The sequence below is a fragment of the Bacteroides sp. QWL-09 genome (assembly GCF_058683585.1).
The window spans coordinates 784,254-802,969 of record NZ_CM178748.1 but is presented as its reverse complement, the minus strand read 5'-3'; the positions used below and the strand labels follow the sequence as shown (position 1 = coordinate 802,969).

The window sequence follows — 18,716 nt, the reverse complement described above, 5'->3', positions numbered from 1 at the left end:
GTCGGTATGGTCCCAAATCATTCCATTAGATGGATTATTCTACTTTCTTTCCAAAAAAGAGAGAGATAAAATTGATAATTAAAAACAAGACTTTATTTTTGTAATCGAATGATCAAATAATCGCATAAAATGATAAAGCGTAAAGATGGATTTTTAGGTGAGCGTTCCCTTGTTCTTCCGGCAAAAGTTATATCTGAGCTAGAAAACGACCGACTAGCACGAGTCCTACATATCACCGATATTGGTTACTATCCAAATGCAAAACATCACTTTAGAGAAAGAGACATCACAATTCCTCAATACATCCTGATCTATTGCGTGGAAGGAAAAGGTTGGTTTAAGGTCAACAACAAGCGTACAGAAGTTGAAGCAAACCACTGCTTTGTTTTGCCGGCCAACAAGCCACATAGCTATGGCTCTAATCCGGAATATCCATGGACAATTTATTGGATACATTTTAAAGGAGAGTTAGCCGACTATTATGCTTCTTTTCTACACGAGCCCATCAAGCTAAAACCCCATTCCTTTTCCCGAATCAATGATCGGATTAATTTATTCGAGGAGATCTATCGCACCTTCGAATCGGGATACAAAACAGAAAATCTACGATATACCTGTTCTACATTTCATCATTTCATGGGGTCGATCTGTTATTTAGATTCGTTCAGAAGCACCTCAACCGAGCATTCGTCGAACGATTTGATAGATGAAGTCATTCACTACATGAAAGAAAACATTTCAAAGAAGCTCACCATATCCGATCTCGTTGAGCACACCGGTTATTCATCCTCATACTTCTCGTCTACCTTTAGTCAACGGACCGGATATTCCCCCATCAACTATTTTAATCTGCTGAAAATGCAACAAGCCTGCTTTCTGATTGACTGTACAAACATCAAAGTCAATCAAGTCTGTTATAAAGTCGGCATCAACGATTGCTACTACTTCTCCCGGCTTTTTACAAAAATCATCGGGATTTCACCTTCGGCCTATAAAAAACTTAAAAGAGGATAGATTGATCAACAAAACAGCAGTTTTACTTTATGGAGGAATTATTGATCAATAACCCCTGAATAAAGTAAAACTGCCATTTATCAAGAAAGAGCGACCGGTTTAAGCCAACGTCGGATTAATGATTCCAGAGTTGCTCCACCGAAGAGTTCAACTCCTTCTCTTTAGCTTCCGGTTCACTTAGATCGAATATCTTGTCAAGCTGATAAAAGTCCAACCTTGCTTGAGGCTTAAACTCCTTCGAAGAGACATAGTTCTCAACCGAATAAATCAGTTGTTTAGTGGCCAATCGACGATCAATATCCTTCACCGGATCGACGCACAACACAAACAAACGCCCGTTCGCGACATTCGCTTCAAAAGCAATGCCTAGCTTATTATTATACTGATAAGAATCGATACTCTGGATAATAGGAGTCATTCCCTTGCAATCCTCAAGATCAACCGCAGTGGCATGATTCAAGATATCCCACCATTGCCAGTCAGCAAATGAATCTGTAGGGAAGTCATTAAAAGCGCCACTTTTTGAGTCGATCAAAGTACCGACAATCATCGGATCCCAGTTAAACATAATCGGATTCCAGAAATGGCTGGCAAACCGCGCCTTTCTTCCCTTTATCTTCTCAGGAATGAGAAGCACATTTTGCCCTTCCTCCAGAGCTTTTTTCAATCGGTCATCATAATGAGTCGCATATAAGAACCCGTTCTTTTCCACCTTAGGCGTTTTAGGATAAACCCATATCGACCACTCGTTATGATATTTCCCATCGACTGTTGCATGTAGGGTTAATTTCTGCGGAGAATCGATCTGATGGAGAGGCAGATCGATCGTGTTAAGCGATCTGACCGTGCCACATTCTATCGATCCGGTCGAGAACGTTCCGCTCTGAATCACCTGGCGATTTTCATCCTTAAGCGCCCATCTAAAGGTTCCTTTCTTGATCGGGAACTCTCCAAAATGGTAAATTTCAAATTGAACCTTAAATCGCTCATCCGGAGTAAATGTCCGTTTATCCAATCGAGCCAGCAAAACCGTCGGAGCACACGATTCTCTATACTTCTCAGCCGACACAAGTCCCTTAGATTCGGCAAAAGCATCCAATATCCCAACAAAAGCACTTCCTTGTCCCGGGAAATCAGAAAGTCCCAACAGCTGAAAACCACCGGAGTTTTTCGTACGGAGTAGCGACTCATTAACCTCCTTATATTGAAGCACCGTATGAGCACCTGTTGCCTTAAAGAAATCCGTTGCTTGATCCAACATGCCATGTTGAGTCAACCGTTCTTTGAAGACTTCAAAATTACGAGGCGATAAGACTCCGGTATATTTCTTCATCTCCTCAAAGTTAGGATACATACACCGTTGTCCCGTCTCGTGGGCAATAACCGGCACATCAATATCCGACTCTTTACTACGATCCCAATTCGTCGAAGGCTTCCCCTCATAAACGGTGATCCAACCTTTCTTAGTCACATGCGACACATAATATTGATCCGATTGGGTATGCGTGCGGGCCGTTGAAGCCGAGAACAAATGTCGGTCATCATACGCCATGCCCTTCCGGACGAGATCCTCCAGCACACTAAAGTCCCCCTCATTCTCATTTCCATTACACATCAAGATAAATGAAGGATGATTCCCATATTCATCCAATATCGCATACATCTCTTTCTCAAAAAACAATCTTCTCGCAGGATATTTCCCCACATCTTTAATCCACATCGGCAACTCCACCTGTAGATATAGTCCCAGCTCATCCGCTGCAACAAAAGCAGCTTCCGGTGGGCACCAAGAATGAAACCGAACATGATTGAACCCATAATCCTTAACCGTCCGAAAAAGAGTCTTCCACTCTTTTGAGTCTGTTGGAGGATATCCGGTCAGAGGGAATACACAGCAATCCAGCACTCCCCTCAAATGAATATTCTTATTATTCAGGCGAATGTGATGCTCTCCCTGAGAGACCTCTCTCATTCCAAACGTCTGCTCCAAGGCGGTGCGTTTATCCTCTGAGACCAGTTCGAGCTGAACCTTATACAGATTAGGATTAAACTCATCCCACAACTGGACCGATTTCCCCATTCCCATCTCGCGGTTAATCAGGTTATCTCCCTTTTTCAACGAGATCGTTTCTTCCTTTTCGGCAACTTTTTTCCCGTTATGATCCAATAGGCGAATCAGCAATTTATTTCCGGCCTTCTCCTCCGGTTCATTTTTGATCGAGATCGCCAAACGAACATTCTTATCCACGATATTTGGAAACACCTTCACCGACGACAAATACGTTCTCTCATGAGCCATCAACCCTATCTTCCCTACAATACCATTCCAATTCGTCTGGGTATATTCCGTCGTACCATGATTCCATTGATCCATCGGATATTTTAAGCGATTGTCCACACAGATCGTAAGCGTATGCACTCCCGGTTTAAGTGGTAATGGAATCTCGAACCGATTAGGCACACAAAGATGTTCTTTTTCCCCCACCGATTTTCCATCGATGAAAACCTCTGTAACCCAGTGGCACCGTTCGAGCAATAGCACCACCGTCTTGTTGTCCCACCCCTTCGGAACAACAAATTCCCGTTGGTACCAAGCTTGCCCACAATATTCAAACTTACGACTCAGTCGATCAATATGCCGTGCAGTAGTAGCAATGCCTTTTCCCCCCAGATCAGTCGTCCCGGGTAAGTAAATCGTTTCAGATAATTTTGTTTTATACAGTTCAGAACCCGCGGTCTTGCCAAACCCCATCATGTCTGTTTGGAATCGCCAGATTCCCGAGAGATCGATAAATGACGTTTGTTGTGCAAAAACAGACGGGACACACCAAAATAGAAAGGTTAATAATAAAAGTTTTTTCATATGATAAAAAGTTTCAAAAGTATCCATACCCCTTCCACAACAGTGACAAGTTATAGAAGTTTTTTCCATTTACAAAAGAAAGGTCTTTTTGCAACATAAGAAATGAATTAAACAACTTTTTTGATGGACTATACCACTATTCGATCGGTCTATTCAAACAAAAAAGAGTTACGGAAAAGGAATCCAACGAATTGAATCCTTTCTCCGTAACTCTACCAACTAACTTACGTAACTATTATTTTATCTCTTTCAGGTCGCCGACCACGCCTTTCACCGAGAGCGTTGCTCCCGAGACGCCATCCACCGTCCGACCCACTTCCAGTTCGTCCGTGGTCTTTCCGAGGAACTTTCGGCTCCATTTCGGCAATGTGATTTGAACCCCATACGACGACGAGTAATTCAAGATCTTAAGAAACACGATCCGTCCCTTCCGGTCGAAGGCCACCGCATATTCCATCGGTTCCGACTTCGGGACAATTCTTCGGAAGTGCAGCGAGCCATACGGCGTCTCCCCTTTCCAGAGTTCAAACACCCCCGGCTTCGTGCTCTGCTTGATCAACAGGCCGTCCACCTTCAGTTCCTTTTCCAATGTCTTTTTAATCTTTGCCAGTTGCTTCTCAGGATTCACCGTGAGCGATCCCAATAGGCAAAAGGCAAAAATCAAAAGAGCTACTTGACTAAACTTATTCATCTGTTTCTTTCTATGCGTTTTAGTTCATTCTATCCGTTTTAGTTCTTTCTATGCGTTTTGGTTCATTCTATCTACATTCGTTCGAGACAAGCTCGTTCGATACAAACTTGTTCTGTCCGAACCCGAATCTATCCGAACCTAGAACCTATCCGAACCTAAAAACTAAATCCAATGCCACAGTTCAACCAGTTCTCGGTTTCCCCACCGGCCAATTGGCTCGTTTTCCGTTGATAATCCACCTTAAACACGATGCCGTTGGCAGGTTGGAAGCCAATACCGGCAATCCATTCCTCTTTATGCAGCGCCTTGTTCGGCTCCATGTTCACAGTCTTGTGGTGCGTATTATAATTCTCATAGCGCACAAAAGGCACGAGTCGTTTGCTACCATCGAAGCGATTGTGCAACAAGTTGTATGCCGCCTCCAGATAGAACCCGTTCATCTGACTACCCAGATCCCCCTTCTTTCCACCGATCGCGTTATACTCCGCCGTGTTCCCGATGAAGCTATGGATGTATTCCCCGCGAAGTTCCAAACCACCTAGCTCATATCGGGCATCTACCCCAAGCATAGCGATATTCACCACCGACGAGTCCGCCACCTGACGGGCTGCCGCATCCTCCTTATCCAAGTTGTTGAACAACTTCGACTGGCTCTTACCAAAATAACCCGCCAAGCCGATGTTCAAGTTCTCAATGCCATAGTAGTCGACCTTAGCCGAGAAGTTAGGCGAGGTGATATAACTCTCCAAAGCCTTCTGGCGACCGCTTCTAAAGCCTTTTGCCCCATTCAATTTCTGTCCGTTGTCGTAGCCGTTAAACCCATTGAACACATACGCCTGATAACGTAAGCCCAACGTGTGCAAGCGGCCATGCACGCCGATACCGATCTCGCGCCAAGTGGTGGGTACGATCACCGAGCTCAACGACGGGCGATTCACCCCGTTGAACGTGGTCGGTTCATGATACTCATTGATAATGCCCATCGGGATCAACATCACCCCGCCTCTAAACTGAACCGCATCGTTCAATCGGTAGTTCACGAACGCTTGTTCCACATAGAACTCCTGTCCGTGCTCCACCTCAAACTCACTTACAAAATGAATATTCTTCGCAAACTGATAGCCCAAGAACAGCACCACCCGATGAGGGTCGAGCTTACCCGCATACTGCGTCGAAGACGAAAAGCGCTGTGTGTAATCGATCTGTCCGTACCCGCCAAACTGGAACTTATTCTCTCTCTGTTTCTCTAAGTTCTCAGCAGCGTTTACATTATAATTTTCCGATGTAGTCTGTGCAAAAGAAGTCATTGAAAAACAAACTCCCAGCACTGCTAAAACCAATTTCATTGTTCTCATTGATGATTGTTTTAAATTACACCGCAAAGATCGGGTGATTTCCGCATTCCCGAAATACCTAAAAAATGGGATATTTCGGTCGGGGCATCACTATATATAGTTATTCCCCCTCACATATTACTAAAATATTACGCTTCGGGAAACAACCCGACCAACGAAGACCCTATTATATAGAAACCCGTACCTTTGCCTATAAACCAATGACAAACGCCACATGAAAACAACGCTATACGATGATATTCTTTCCAGAGAAGAAAACGGTAGTCGGTCGATCTATCTCTATCCGGAGAACGATCACCAGCCCTCCTTAGCCGCCTATGCCCAATCGGCCCAGAAGATACAAAGCTATATTCCCTCTCTCGTAGTCGAGCAGGTCTCTTATAAGCGGCACACCATCGACATGATTCGTCACATTTCTCTCGAAGAGATCTCTACCACATTTCCCGAAAGTCACATCTGGGTTCAAGATGAATACTTGAAGATCCTGATCTAACCCATCCACCAGTCCCCCTACTATCTCTCACCCATACCACCCTCCGGTATGGGTATTTTTTTTATCTTCCCCGACCTCCTCTCCATAAATATCCTTCTTCCGCAATCAATCAATTTTTTATTACTAAATTATTACGTTAGCCAAGAAATAATATTAGAATAATAATTAAATAATAAAAAAGCATCATTTTTGAAACCTAAATAAAACAAAACATGAACACGCGTATTACAACTATTCGAATCTTAACGACTCTAACGATTCTGTCTATTTTCTTCAATCAAGGCTATTTAATCTTCAACACCTATCACTACACCGTCCAGACCTACTTAGATCACCTCAAAGAAGACCTGACGACCATTGAAGAAAAGATGCTTCACACCTATTCCCAATCCCTCTCGCCGGAGAAGACCGAGGCCTTCGACTTAACTCAATTCACCACTCTGTTACAAGCTCACCACATCCCGGTCGAAGAGCTCCGACTGTCCCTATCGGATACCATCGTCTGGCGCCCTCAATATCGCCAAAGCAGTCACAACATTCATTCACATCTGCAATTCATTCTCCCCTACCAGCCCTTGGAAAGAAAAATCGTGTCCGGCACAATTCCCATCCCCCTCTATCCCATGCTCGCCCGCATGAGCTTCCAACTGATCTGGAGTTTCATCCTCTGCCTCACCCTCTCTTGTTGCCTGACCTGCCACCTCAAAGCCTTGATCAAGCAAAAAGAGACCGAGGAGACCCGCAAGATGTTCATCAACACCATGCTACACGAGCTCAAACGCCCCGTACAATCGTTAGTCATGTGCCTCTCCTTTCTAAAAACCCACGTCCAACAGCGACGGGCCACCCCAACCACCGAGGCGGTCAACGATGCCATGTTCGAGCTCGAACACCTCTCGGCTTATCTCGAGAAGATACGCAACCTGGCACGAGCTAAAGAAAGCGCGAACGCCCTGAACCTCACGACGTTCGATTTCAGAAAAAACATCGAGAAGATTGTCCGCTCCTACGATGATAAAGTCAAGAGAAAAAAGGTGCGTATCAGAACCATCTTCAAGAGCAAAGAAGTCTTAGTGACCGGCGACGCCATACACCTCTCGAACATCGTGAGCAACTTGGTCGAGAATGCGATAAAGTATTCAACATCCGACGTGACGATCAAGATCACCTGCCATACCGACCGTCAAGGACTGTTCCTCAAAATCGCCGACAATGGGTATGGTATCCCTGTCGATGAACAGCCCAAAGTGTTCGATCAGTTCTTTCGAGGACAGAACCATCCGTCCGATATTCCCGGCATCGGTCTGGGATTAAGCTACGTCAAACTGATGACCGAAGCCCATCAAGGCACCATCACCCTAAAGAGTCGCCCCCACATCGGCACCACATTCATCCTCAAAATTCCACAATCCAAATGAAAGCGCTAAAGATCCTCTTAGTCGACGACGACCTGAAATATGCCATCTACCTCAAACGCATCCTAAAACAAGAAAACTATCAAGTCTACTATGCCGGAAATGGCAGCATTGCCCTCGAACAGTTTTCTATTGTACAACCCGATTTAGTGCTGTTAGACATCAACATGCCCGGGTTAAACGGTTTCGAAGTGGCCGAATACATCCGCCTGAAAGATAAGCACGTCCTGATCTTTTTCCTATCCGACCGTTCCGAAAAGGACGACCGTCTAAAAGGCTTTCGTCTCCGGGCCAACGATTACCTGCCCAAGCCCTTCTATCCCGAAGAGCTCGTCGCACGCATCCGCGATCGCTTCAACCTCGATCAGCCGACCGACAATGTTGAGGACGAGTTCTATCAGTTCGGACAAACCCTATTCAATTACAACAACAATGAGATCATCACCCCCCGGCACAAGACCGTCATTACCACCCGTCAAGCCGACATTCTCCGCCTGCTGGCCAAGAACCTCAACAAAACCGTCCAACGGTCGCTCATCCTCGAAACCGTCTGGGGCGATACGTCATACGCCAACTCCCTGGCCTTAAATGTACAAATCACCTATATCCGACGCCTCTTGCAATACGATCCGAGTGTTCAAATCCGATCCATCACTCGAAAAGGTTACCTTTTGGAAGAACATGAACCGCCCATTCCTACCTTCACTCCGCACTAAAGTGATAAAAATAAACGAACCAAGCCCCGGTAAGTCCACGCTTACCGGTCGCTTGGTTCGTCGCAACAACCAACAAGTCCCTAACCCTAGAGAGTCGAGTTACAAGAGATCATCCATCCATTGAGTCATTCATCCATTAGATCAAAAGCTATCCATAAAATCAAAAATGATCCACTGAATCAGAAGTTATCCACTAAGTCATGGATCATGGATTATTTCTCCTGTTTAGGCAACTTGTTCCAGTATTCCAAGTTCGATATCCGTTCGATCGTCACCTTCCGATCTCCCTCACGCACTTGGTTTACTTCGCCCGGCAACATCGCTGCCGCACGTTTACCGATGCCACGCGCTTTCAACTTATCCTCGGCCACGCCTCGTTTCTGAAGCGCCTCCATCACCACTCGGGCACGATTTCTCGACAAGTTCATGTTATAGCCATCGCTACCCTTAGCATCGGTAAATCCGGTGATCAAGAAATGCTGATGGTCGAACTGCTTCAAGAAATACGCCACTTTGTCGAGCAACGCTTCCGACTGTTCGGTCAGCACATCACTGTCGAACTCAAAGTTCACATGATCGATCATCTCACAGATCTGTGAAACCGCAGGTGGCCTTGCCGGCACCTCTTTCTCCACGATCCGTTCTACAATCCGCTCAACCGGCTTCTCCACCTCCACATATCTCACCAGTGGTTCCGGTCGCTTGTCACTTCCCCCGATGCGCCACATCACCCGTAACGTCATCTGTGCAAATCGTGGTAAGTTCTTCTCGATCGGCATCAAGTATTCCGCCTGCAGTCCCAACCCCAGCGAGTTATTCAGCCAAGCGTTCACCCCTGCTCCCAGCGAGAGAGGAAGAAAAGACCGTTTATCGTTCGACCGTCCGTCGGGGTTCCACGTATCCGAGGCCACCCACTGTGCCTCACCCGTGGCGTCATCGACAAACCCGCCGGTGTAGATCGTCTTGAAATCCTTATAAAGGTAGTTCATCCCGACACGGAGATAAGGCTCCACATACTTCGACTTAAACAGCGGACTCAAACGCCACTGTAAGCCCAAGCCTCCCATATATAGGAAGTTACGTTTCTTACCGTCGACCGCCACCTCATTCTTGGCGGTACCAACAGTACCCTGCAGATCCAAATAAAACCATGAATTCAGTTCTCTGGCGATATAGAGATTCGCTCCACCCATCAGATGATGCGCCTTCAAATTGTACCGATACTGATCACCCGAATTCTGAAAACCCGTGAGTGAGACCCTATTCCAGTTAATCAGTGCTCCTCCCAAGCCAAACTCCCACGCTTTTGTCTTTTTCTGCAGGGTACCCTCTGGTTTCACCTCCCCCAAAGAAGGCTGTGTTTGTGCCATGACCATCGTTCCCGAAATCAAAAGACAACCAACCCCATAGATCCATCTATTTTTCATCATCATATTCCTTTACTTTAATGCTTAGTTTAAAAAATCATCCGGACAATCCTCAACCGGCACCGTAACCTTCTGCTGAGCATCGTAATAATTTTCTAAGAAATACTCACCGGTAGACGTATTCTGACGCAGATAATACGCATAATAATCGCGATAATACCCATTGCTACTATTCATAATCTGAATAGAATTATTCGGATACGCACTCACCAACTTAAACCGACTGTTCACGAAAATCGGACGTTTAGACGAAGCATATACCGTACCCGTAGTTCCCGATACATTCGTTGTCATGGCCAATCTTAAATAATAACTATCCGAGATGTCGCGTGCAGCCACCTGTCCTCCGTTCGGACTCCAGATTAACGACGTTGCCTCCTTCACATAACTGCCCACAGGATAGAAATAACTCAACTGATCCACATCGAACTCTCCCCAGAGAGTCGACACCCCCTGCTTAATCTCCAACTTGATATTCTTCAGTCCACAAATCGGATTAACCTCCGGCGACCACATCTTATCTTCCGCAAACACCTTCTGTCCGTAGTCATTATTCGAACCGTTATTATCGCCAAAGAAGATTGCAAAGTAATGATTTGTGCCGTCCCACTCAAACTTCTTCTGATTACTGTTTGCTCCTGCAGGAGTTTGTACATAAACCTTTTCGCTCGGAGTCAGTACATAAGGACGGGCAATATAGACAAAATCCGTACCATAAGTTCGTCTCCACTGGCTCGTCTCCGCATCACTCAACACATTCGCTTCGTCGACCGGCTGTGCGATATTCTTAACCAATCCGACATAAACCGCCGGTTTCGGGATATCATTAGGATAGAGATTCCAAACTCCGTTCACCTGACGTTCAATCTTATAACTCACACGGATCACCGGATCGTTCGTCCCCCAATTGCTTGGATACACCTGAGTTACCTTTAATCGCGTATTCACTCGGTTCGGCACCATCGTATTAGCTGCCGACGGCTCCGTCACCCCGTTGATCGTCACGCTCGCCGTGATTCCTTTTCGTTCGGCCAAGATCTTCAAGTTCGGTAATTGAGCCGCAGGCACCTTAAACAGTCCTCTATTATCTGTCGTAAACTCCAAACTCTGGTCAAGCCCCGGCAACCCTTTCACCACGGCTCCCGCCGGTGCAATAGCACCCGACTTATCGTAAACCTGGAAGATCACCGATCCATCCGAAGGCACCACATATTCCGCCAGTTCCGCATTCCAATATTGAGGAATCACATTATATTTTCCAACCTCAACCACGATCGGTGCATTCTCGCCATCCTTACCGTCACTTCCACGAAGGAACTCCCAAAAGTCGTTTAGCGACGTCTTCTCACAATCCCACGGTAATCCCGGGTTATGCGGATCCATCACCTGCGGTCCCGAACCATCGCATCCGGCTTCCACGCTCTCCTTCCAAAGCTCATACGCACTCTTGCCGTTTGTTCCGTTCGTCCCGTTCGACCCGTTTGTACCATCCGCGCCATCTTTACCAAATGCCGGTTTGTTCGTATCCACGCCATTGATAAACCAGTTACCGTTGTCCCCGATCGTCACCGTTGGCGGCACAGCATCCTGACCATTAGTACCCGGTTCTCCCTGAGCCGGAATACCCGTATCCGTTGTTCCGATCCACCAATGTCCATTATCGCCGATATGAGGCGTTTGTCCATTCTCGCCCGTAGCTCCCGTCAAGAAGATCCAGAAGTCCTGCACCGAGTTCTTGCCCGCATTCCATTTCTGTCCCGGGTTATGCGGATCATCCACCTCACCCGAGGCGATCGTCTCTTTCCAAATGTCGTAAGCACTCTTTCCGTTGGCCCCGTCTATTCCATTCGTTCCGTTAACTCCATCCTTACCTTTTAAGAATTTAAAGAAATCCGGAATCTCCACCTCATTCTTCGGCCACTCCACCGTGCCATTCAACACACTCTCTTTCCAAACCTCATAAGCCGAAAGCCCGGTATCTCCCTTAGGCCCCTTAGGCATCGTTATATCCAGATTGGTGCAAGCCATCAATCCAAACATAAACAGCACAGTAGTCAGCAATGAAATTCTAATCATTCTTAATGTCATATTTTCCAATTTTAAAGTTTCACGCTGCAAAAATACGACCCTACAATTCGAAAAGGTTTACACTTTTCTGCCGATGTTTTACACATAACCGACAGCTTTGTTGCAGATCTATTAAACTTTACGTCTCCGATTCCGCCCGTCTATGACGAATCACCGTTGGCGTATCTCCCAACATTTTCTTACAATACGTCGTAAAGTGAGCCGCCGATGAAAATTCATATTTCTGAATCAGATCGGCAATCGACAGATCAGAGTTAGCCAAGTCGCGACCAATCCGCATCCCTTTCTGGTGATTCATCCAGCGACTCGGTGCTTCATGAAAAGTCTCCTTAAACTTACGTTCAAAAGTCCGCAGCCCCATATTCAGCCTACCGGCCAACTCTTTCACCGATTTCGCCTTGAGGTAATGCATCAACACCAGTCCCCTGAAATCCAAATCGCTCGTGAGCAAGGGCGAGAAGAAGCGCACCAGTTCCTCCCTCGCATAGAATGCCCGAAGTAAAAAGATATATTCTGTCTGTTTCAAGTCGTGCATGTGTCGGCAAAACATCTCCGAATCGATATACGAAATCACTTGGTGTAAAAAATCGTCCACTACCGGGAAAATGGGAAGCGGATAAAACTCAACGCAGAAATCCTTCTTTGCAATATCCTTCAAGAAGAACTTATCACAGACAAATGGCTTATTATTGAAAAGCAACTGCAAAGTGGTGACCTCTGTGACCGCCGTCAGCAGATGCACCTCATTTTGCGCAATAAAAAACATCCGACGCGCCTCCACCAGAGCCCCCTCACAACGCTCTGTTTCCACGTTCAACACGCCGTCCAAAAGAAAAACAATACAATCTTGCTTTTGATTTTGTATTTTAAAAGAACTCTTTGCCGTTGCTTTATGATAAGAAAACCCAACTTGATAATCATTGATGTAGTGTTCGCACGCTTTGTGTTCATTGATGTACATTATTTTCATAGTTTGTAAGTTTAAAAAAACGTTAAAAACAAAAATATTAGAACAAACACCCAATGCCTTACATAAAGTAGACATATTTTTATATATCAACGTCAAAACGCACAAAAAGTTAGAATAAAGGCTCTTCTTGATCAATCAAAAATAAAAAAAAACGAATCAGACCAGAATTTCACAAAACGCGTTAATCACAACCATTATATAAACACAATAAGCCTACTGCATTAAGCAATAGGCCTATTATCGAACCATTAGATTTTAAGTTTATAAAATCTTAAAATCAGATTCTTCGTCCAAAAGTTTTTAATCTTTCCATAATTACAATTCGAAATCAAGATGCAATTGCTTAGTCCATTCTGCAATACGCGCATTTGTTTTCTCCGGCTCATTATCTTCGTCAATAGCCAATCCGCAGAAAAAGCCATCTTTTTCCGAAACCGACGAATCAAACGAATAATCCGAACTATTCACTTTATTACCAACCAACAATGCCCCTGTTTTTTCGATAGCTTCGGCGAGTTGTCCTAAAGCATCACAGAACGTCTCCGAATAAGAAGAAGAATCTCCTGTCCCAAACAAAGCAACTTTTTTACCACTGAGATTCAATCTTTCCAATTCCAACAAGTCCCAATCATCTTGAATATCACCAAACCCCCAAGTAGAAGAGCCTAAAAGTAAATAATCATAATGGCTCATCTTGTCCATTCCCGTGTTTGCAATATCATGAATCTCCTCTTTAGCAATGTCGAGATTTTCCGCTATTTGTTCAGCAACAGCTTGTGTGTTGCCTGAATTAGAACCATAAAAAATTCCTATTTTTTTCATAACTATTATTTTTTTTAATTAATTTATTTCACTTTTTCCACCAATCGTCCATTCCTTTGCTCGATTATAGGTTTCCCACATACGAGCGTACTGTCTGTTTATTGCAAGCAGTTCCTCATGGGTACCCTCTTCAGCTATGACGCCTTTATCCACATACAAAATACGGTCGGCATTGGTAATTGTCCCCAGTCGATGAGCAATAACCAGTACTGTCTTCCCTTTGATCAGATGAGAGAATGCTTCCAATATCTTTCCCTCATTTTCAGGGTCGGCAAAGGCAGTGGCTTCATCTAGTAGAATAATAGGAGCATCTTTTAATATGGCGCGAGCCAAAGCAATGCGTTGTGCTTCACCACCGGAAAGATAAGTGCCTTCTTCGCCCACCAATGTTTGATAACCATTGGGCAGAGCTTCTATAAACTCATGGCATTGAGCGGCACAGGCAGCCCGTGCTACCTCCTCAAAGGTTGCTCTCTTGTTACCCATACGGATATTCTCTTCTATGGTATCGAAAAAGAGCATATTGTCTTGAAAAACAAAAGCCATATTATCCATCAACACAGAAGTGGAGATATCTTTGACAGGCACTCCCCCTATTAACACTTCTCCACTTTGAACGTCCCAAAAACGAGCAGCAAGCATGGCAACAGTGCTTTTGCCGGCTCCGGAAGGGCCGACTAGTGCCGTTACCGTGCCCGGATGGGCGATGAAAGATATCTTTTTAAGTATCGGCACGGTGTCGTAGGCAAAAGAGACATTACGAAACTCTACCGAAGCATCTTTGGGTAGTTGAGGGGCGGTAGATTGTTCAATTTCATCCATATAAAGAATATCATCAATCTTCTGCACGCCCATGTTGTTCTGATTTAGAAAGCTACCTATCCACAAGAGTTTAAGCACGGGAAAAAAGACAGCTACGCCGAAAAGCAAAAACATAAGCACCACAGGCACAAAAGCCGCATACGAAGCATTTACCACAAGTAGCCATACAGCCACAGGGATGATAAAGAGCAGTGCCGAAGAAAGTATAGTGAGAAACCCCACATAGGTGGGCTGATACTGCACGTTTACATCATTGGCAAATTTGCGATACTCCTTGATATCATCATTCAGTTTACGATAAGCATCGGTCGATTCTGTAAAAGTTTTAACGACCTGAATGCCACGAATATATTCTACGATGCCGGCATTCATCCTCCCCAAAGTCTCCACATATCGCTCGGAAACCTTTCGAACGGTTTTACCGGTATACATCCGAACCATTAGATAGAACGCTAGGCCCAATACTGCCAAGACTACCATAGCCAACCGCCAATCTACAGCAAACATATAACCAACGAGCATCAGCGGAAACAATACAGCCGTTACGATATCAGGAATGTGGTGGGCAATGAATAGTTCGATGCGTTCTACATCATCGCTCATGATCTTCTTCAATTCTCCCGAAGCCCGACGGGTAAAAAAGCCTAAAGGCAGACGAGTCATCTTTTGAGCCAACTGCATCCGTATTTCATAGAGAATGTTAAAAGCAGCAATGTGCGAAAGCATTAAGGAAGCAAAGGTAAGCACTCCGAAGGCAAAAAAAGCTCCCAAAGCAATATAGGCCCATCGCCAAATGTATGCCTCGTCAATCAATGAGGGATCGAGCGCATGCTCCGCCAATTCGATGAGAATATTATACACCGCCATGATCGGTACAAACTGCACGATGGCAGTGATGACTGCCAGCAGCATCGCTCCGATGAGCAATCGACGTTTAGTTCCGGCAATTTCTATCAACCGTGCCAGCCCGGTCTTGCGTTTATTTATATTCATGATCTTTCTGTTTATTAGATTATTAGAACTTCCACCCTTTCACTCGTTGCTGCTCCTCCCAAAGGTTGCGATACAATCCCTCTTCTTCGATAAGTAGTTGATGTTTGCCTTGCTGCACTACCCGTCCTTGGTCAATCACCACAATATTATCGGCACTCAACACCGTTCCCAAGCGGTGGGCGATAATGACCACAGTTTTTTCTTTCACCAAGTCGTTGATGGCATCTTGGATGTGTACCTCATTCTCGGGATCAAGCGAAGCGGTTGCCTCGTCGAGCAACACGATAGGTGCATCTTTCAAGATGGCACGAGCAATAGAGATGCGTTGCTTCTCGCCTCCGGATAGCGTACTTCCCCCTTCGCCGACCATCGTGTCGTATCCATCGGGCATGGCAGTAATAAAATCGTGACATTGCGCTTTGCGTGCCGCAGATTCGATTTCTTCGCGAGTAGCAGTCTCACGTCCCACACGGATGTTATTATAAATGGTATCGTTGAAAAGATACACATCTTGAAAGACGATAGAGATTTGCTGCATCAATGTATGCACGGTATAATCTTTGATGTTTCGTCCGCCGAGCAAGATTTCTCCATCGCTCACATCCCAAAAGCGAGCAATGAGGCGTGTCAATGTTGTTTTGCCCGATCCCGATGGTCCGACAAAAGCGGTCAGACCCTTTTCGGGAATGGTAAGCGATACCCCGCGAAGCACCGGAGTATCGGCATTATAGGCAAAACTAACGTGACGGAACTCTATTTCCGAATGGGCAACTTTCTCTATCGTACCCTCCGGAAGCACCGGCGTTTTGCAGAGAGTATCAATGCGTTCGGCTCCCAACTTCATATAGTTGATGAGAGCAATAAAAGTCAGAGCGTTGATAAGCGGAGCATAGATTGCAGACCCTGCCAATAAGAACATAATATAGACGGGCACGGAAACTTTGGCATCCAACAACATTGAGCAGCCGAGTAGCATAATCAAGACCAGCCCGCCATTGAGCAAGGTAGAAGCCAGCGTGATGGTAGGTGCAGGTGCGGCTTCCAAGCGAATGCTCTCTCGCTTAAGATCGCGAAAAGCCCGTTCCAATCGTTCAAACTTATTGCCACTCAGGTTGAACGCCTTAATCAGACGGATACCTTGTATATATTCAATCATACGCGAAGCGGCATTAGTCTTTATTTTCTGATGCCTTTTACCCAAGGTTGCCACAAAGTGATTGGTAAGCAGCATCATGGGAAAGGCCAATGGAATGACAACCGCTGCCGCCAACGCCAATTGCCAATTGAAAAATGAGAGCGACACCAAAGCAACAACAGGCATTGCCAAAGCACCGAAGAATTGGCTGATGAGATGTGTGGTGAGCATCTCCACGTTGTTGTAATCGCTAACGATATATGCTCCGATATCGCCGGGATCACGACTATTGAAGAAACTCATCGGCAGCCGGCGCAGATGATCAACCACTGCGAGACGACCGTCACAACAGATTTCGTAGCCATCTCTATAGGCTACAAGATAGGCTTTCTTGCTAATCAACCAGAGGCAAACAAGCGATACTGCCAGCAAAACGCACGCCCAACCGATATTCCCAATATTTATCGCCGTTCCGGGATGTTGTAGAGGCTTAAAGACCTCCCAGACGACAAGTAGCATCGCCCCATAAGGCGCACCGCGAAAGAAGTATTCCGCAACCGTCCAATAGATCAATGGACGCAGGCGACGGGGTTTTCCCATCGTGGCGGAGTTGAGTATTTGAGAGAGATTGTTCATAAAGATATTCTTTTGAAAATGACATTTCTTTGAAAAGAGATTACTTAGTTAAAAAAAATGCATATAGGCAATATTTCCACTTGTCGATAGTGCCTGTCTCACCTGTCCGGTTGCGAGATTGTATGCAAAGACTCCCGAAGCGTCTAAACCATAAGCAGCAAAGAAGATCTCGCCATCATGATATTCTATGGCCACGCTATGACCATCCGTATAAGGTATTCCTTCAATCTTCTTGATCGTTTTAGCATTCAAATCAATCATCACCGCCATGGAATTGCGTGCCGTATAAGGATTATTACCATTTAGCTCCACAATACCGACATAAGCAGCAACCTTTCCATTACCAATATACTTGCAGTTGAACACCGTTGCCGGTTTATAACTGCTTCCTTCAATGTTTGTGTGGCTTATATTCCATGTTTTAGCTTCATCAAACTCTTGTCTGCCTGCGGGAATACAAACAAAACCATTTCTCAAGTATGTGGGGTCATATCCGAAATAACCTGTGCAAGCCATGTAAATGTCATTTTGTTCGTTTGTAAATACCATCCCTTTCAGGAAAGGACGAGTAGGAAAACAAAGGCCGCTTTTTTTCTCGGAAATAACTTTTACCACCTTGTCGGTTTTAGTATCAATCACAGCGACGTCCACCTGTCTATAGTCTGCAAGAGGCATCCAGTTTTCGCCAAGCTGATTGAGAGGCAAGTAATATAGGCCATCACGCAATATGCCGTGAGCAGGTTCGGGACTTGCATCATTGTGGGCATATGGCTTCAAATCTATTTCTCCTTTCTTTTCCAAAGTCTTCGGATTTACAACCATTATTCGCCCCAAGACATACGTGGGGATATAAGCTTTCTCTGCACTCACTTGTATCAGGTTAATGGGATAAGAACCGGGAATAATCTGCATTTCTGCGGCTTTCTCAAAACCTTTCTGAGAGCGCGCATATCGAATAATGGTTTGTGTGCCTTTGCCACCATGCTCAGGAAAGACAAAGACATCATTTTCCACGATAGAGATAGAGGCTGCAAACCCTGTCTGAATACCATTCGTCATGCCCAATGTGCCCGACAACGCAGGTATCTGTTGCAAATAAGATTGTCCACTTGCACCATCAGCATTCTTTACGGTGGTCTCTATAAGAATATGCCCTTCTCCTCCCAGAGGATTATTGGGGTTTGGTTCATCTCCATTATTTTTCTCACAAGATGTTACAAACATCATCATTGCACTCATGGCTATCGTTTGCCAATTTTTAAATACTGTTCTCATT

The 18,716-nt window shown here is 45.2% G+C and carries 14 protein-coding genes; 4 read left to right on the top strand and 10 right to left on the bottom strand.

The features are described 5' to 3' along the window. Nucleotides 1–129 precede the first annotated feature (129 nt). Nucleotides 130–1,014 (top strand): AraC family transcriptional regulator, encoded by an 885-nt coding sequence (locus AC4PG5_RS03155; protein WP_492030008.1) that lies wholly within the window; start codon nucleotides 130–132, stop codon nucleotides 1,012–1,014. Nucleotides 1,015–1,129: 115 nt separating this feature from the next. On the opposite strand, the gene AC4PG5_RS03150 is transcribed toward AC4PG5_RS03155, so the two are convergent. The 3 genes from AC4PG5_RS03150 to AC4PG5_RS03140 all read right to left on the bottom strand — a co-directional run bounded on the left by AC4PG5_RS03150 (nucleotide 1,130) and on the right by AC4PG5_RS03140 (nucleotide 5,923). Next, nucleotides 1,130–3,877 carry a DUF8487 domain-containing protein gene (locus AC4PG5_RS03150; protein WP_492030007.1) on the bottom strand — a complete coding sequence of 916 codons (2,748 nt, stop codon included), beginning with the start codon at nucleotides 3,875–3,877 and terminating at the stop codon, nucleotides 1,130–1,132. Between the two features lie 235 nt (nucleotides 3,878–4,112). After that, nucleotides 4,113–4,568 (bottom strand): FMN-binding protein, encoded by a 456-nt coding sequence (locus tag AC4PG5_RS03145; protein WP_492030006.1) that lies wholly within the window; start codon nucleotides 4,566–4,568, stop codon nucleotides 4,113–4,115. 155 nt (nucleotides 4,569–4,723) lie between these two features. Continuing rightward, nucleotides 4,724–5,923 (bottom strand): hypothetical protein, encoded by a 1,200-nt coding sequence (locus tag AC4PG5_RS03140; protein WP_492030005.1) that lies wholly within the window; start codon nucleotides 5,921–5,923, stop codon nucleotides 4,724–4,726. Nucleotides 5,924–6,137: 214 nt separating this feature from the next. On the opposite strand from AC4PG5_RS03140, the gene AC4PG5_RS03135 reads away from it, so the two are divergent. From AC4PG5_RS03135 to AC4PG5_RS03125, 3 genes are all read left to right on the top strand, one after another. Then, entirely contained in the window at nucleotides 6,138–6,416 is a 279-nt protein-coding gene (locus AC4PG5_RS03135) for a hypothetical protein (protein WP_492030004.1), read from the top strand. Between the two features lie 212 nt (nucleotides 6,417–6,628). After that, nucleotides 6,629–7,834, top strand: coding sequence for a sensor histidine kinase (locus AC4PG5_RS03130; RefSeq protein ID WP_492030003.1), 1,206 nt, complete (start codon nucleotides 6,629–6,631; stop codon nucleotides 7,832–7,834). Then, nucleotides 7,831–8,547 carry a response regulator transcription factor gene (locus AC4PG5_RS03125; protein WP_492030002.1) on the top strand — a complete coding sequence of 239 codons (717 nt, stop codon included), beginning with the start codon at nucleotides 7,831–7,833 and terminating at the stop codon, nucleotides 8,545–8,547. Before AC4PG5_RS03130 ends, AC4PG5_RS03125 begins: the two co-directional genes overlap by 4 nt. Before the next feature lie 212 nt (nucleotides 8,548–8,759). On the opposite strand, the gene AC4PG5_RS03120 is transcribed toward AC4PG5_RS03125, so the two are convergent. The 7 genes from AC4PG5_RS03120 to AC4PG5_RS03090 all read right to left on the bottom strand — a co-directional run bounded on the left by AC4PG5_RS03120 (nucleotide 8,760) and on the right by AC4PG5_RS03090 (nucleotide 18,715). Next, complete coding sequence (locus AC4PG5_RS03120) at nucleotides 8,760–9,980, bottom strand: OmpA family protein (protein ID WP_492030001.1); 1,221 nt, start codon at nucleotides 9,978–9,980, stop codon at nucleotides 8,760–8,762. A gap of 18 nt (nucleotides 9,981–9,998) precedes the next feature. Then, entirely contained in the window at nucleotides 9,999–12,062 is a 2,064-nt protein-coding gene (locus AC4PG5_RS03115) for a collagen-like domain-containing protein (protein ID WP_492030000.1), read from the bottom strand. Between the two features lie 118 nt (nucleotides 12,063–12,180). After that, entirely contained in the window at nucleotides 12,181–13,032 is an 852-nt protein-coding gene (locus tag AC4PG5_RS03110) for a helix-turn-helix domain-containing protein (protein ID WP_492029999.1), read from the bottom strand. A 315-nt stretch (nucleotides 13,033–13,347) separates the two neighbouring features. Beyond that, the gene (gene fldA / locus AC4PG5_RS03105; protein WP_492029998.1) at nucleotides 13,348–13,854 is read right to left on the bottom strand and encodes a flavodoxin FldA; all 507 of its coding nucleotides are present in this window, start codon (nucleotides 13,852–13,854) and stop codon (nucleotides 13,348–13,350) included. Between the two features lie 18 nt (nucleotides 13,855–13,872). After that, nucleotides 13,873–15,669, bottom strand: coding sequence for an ABC transporter ATP-binding protein (locus AC4PG5_RS03100; protein ID WP_492029997.1), 1,797 nt, complete (start codon nucleotides 15,667–15,669; stop codon nucleotides 13,873–13,875). 22 nt (nucleotides 15,670–15,691) lie between these two features. After that, nucleotides 15,692–17,440: an ABC transporter ATP-binding protein gene (locus AC4PG5_RS03095; protein ID WP_492029996.1), complete on the bottom strand. Its 1,749-nt coding sequence runs from the start codon at nucleotides 17,438–17,440 to the stop codon at nucleotides 15,692–15,694. A gap of 48 nt (nucleotides 17,441–17,488) precedes the next feature. Then, nucleotides 17,489–18,715 (bottom strand): DUF4374 domain-containing protein, encoded by a 1,227-nt coding sequence (locus tag AC4PG5_RS03090; RefSeq protein ID WP_492029995.1) that lies wholly within the window; start codon nucleotides 18,713–18,715, stop codon nucleotides 17,489–17,491. Between the last annotated feature and the right edge of the window lies 1 nt (nucleotide 18,716).

What these genes read in the sequence shown, in the direction of transcription:
- AC4PG5_RS03155 (WP_492030008.1), top strand. Translation starts at nt 130, where the DNA reads ATGATAAAGCGTAAAGATGGATTTTTAGGTGAGCGTTCCCTTGTTCTT.
- AC4PG5_RS03135 (WP_492030004.1), top strand. Translation starts at nt 6,138, where the DNA reads ATGAAAACAACGCTATACGATGATATTCTTTCCAGAGAAGAAAACGGT.
- AC4PG5_RS03110 (WP_492029999.1), bottom strand. Translation starts at nt 13,032, where the DNA reads ATGAAAATAATGTACATCAATGAACACAAAGCGTGCGAACACTACATC.
- AC4PG5_RS03090 (WP_492029995.1), bottom strand. Translation starts at nt 18,715, where the DNA reads ATGAGAACAGTATTTAAAAATTGGCAAACGATAGCCATGAGTGCAATG.
- AC4PG5_RS03130 (WP_492030003.1), top strand. Translation starts at nt 6,629, where the DNA reads ATGAACACGCGTATTACAACTATTCGAATCTTAACGACTCTAACGATT.
- AC4PG5_RS03125 (WP_492030002.1), top strand. Translation starts at nt 7,831, where the DNA reads ATGAAAGCGCTAAAGATCCTCTTAGTCGACGACGACCTGAAATATGCC.
- AC4PG5_RS03140 (WP_492030005.1), bottom strand. Translation starts at nt 5,923, where the DNA reads ATGAGAACAATGAAATTGGTTTTAGCAGTGCTGGGAGTTTGTTTTTCA.
- AC4PG5_RS03095 (WP_492029996.1), bottom strand. Translation starts at nt 17,440, where the DNA reads ATGAACAATCTCTCTCAAATACTCAACTCCGCCACGATGGGAAAACCC.
- AC4PG5_RS03115 (WP_492030000.1), bottom strand. Translation starts at nt 12,062, where the DNA reads ATGACATTAAGAATGATTAGAATTTCATTGCTGACTACTGTGCTGTTT.
- AC4PG5_RS03100 (WP_492029997.1), bottom strand. Translation starts at nt 15,669, where the DNA reads ATGAATATAAATAAACGCAAGACCGGGCTGGCACGGTTGATAGAAATT.
- AC4PG5_RS03120 (WP_492030001.1), bottom strand. Translation starts at nt 9,980, where the DNA reads ATGATGATGAAAAATAGATGGATCTATGGGGTTGGTTGTCTTTTGATT.
- AC4PG5_RS03150 (WP_492030007.1), bottom strand. Translation starts at nt 3,877, where the DNA reads ATGAAAAAACTTTTATTATTAACCTTTCTATTTTGGTGTGTCCCGTCT.
- fldA (WP_492029998.1), bottom strand. Translation starts at nt 13,854, where the DNA reads ATGAAAAAAATAGGAATTTTTTATGGTTCTAATTCAGGCAACACACAA.
- AC4PG5_RS03145 (WP_492030006.1), bottom strand. Translation starts at nt 4,568, where the DNA reads ATGAATAAGTTTAGTCAAGTAGCTCTTTTGATTTTTGCCTTTTGCCTA.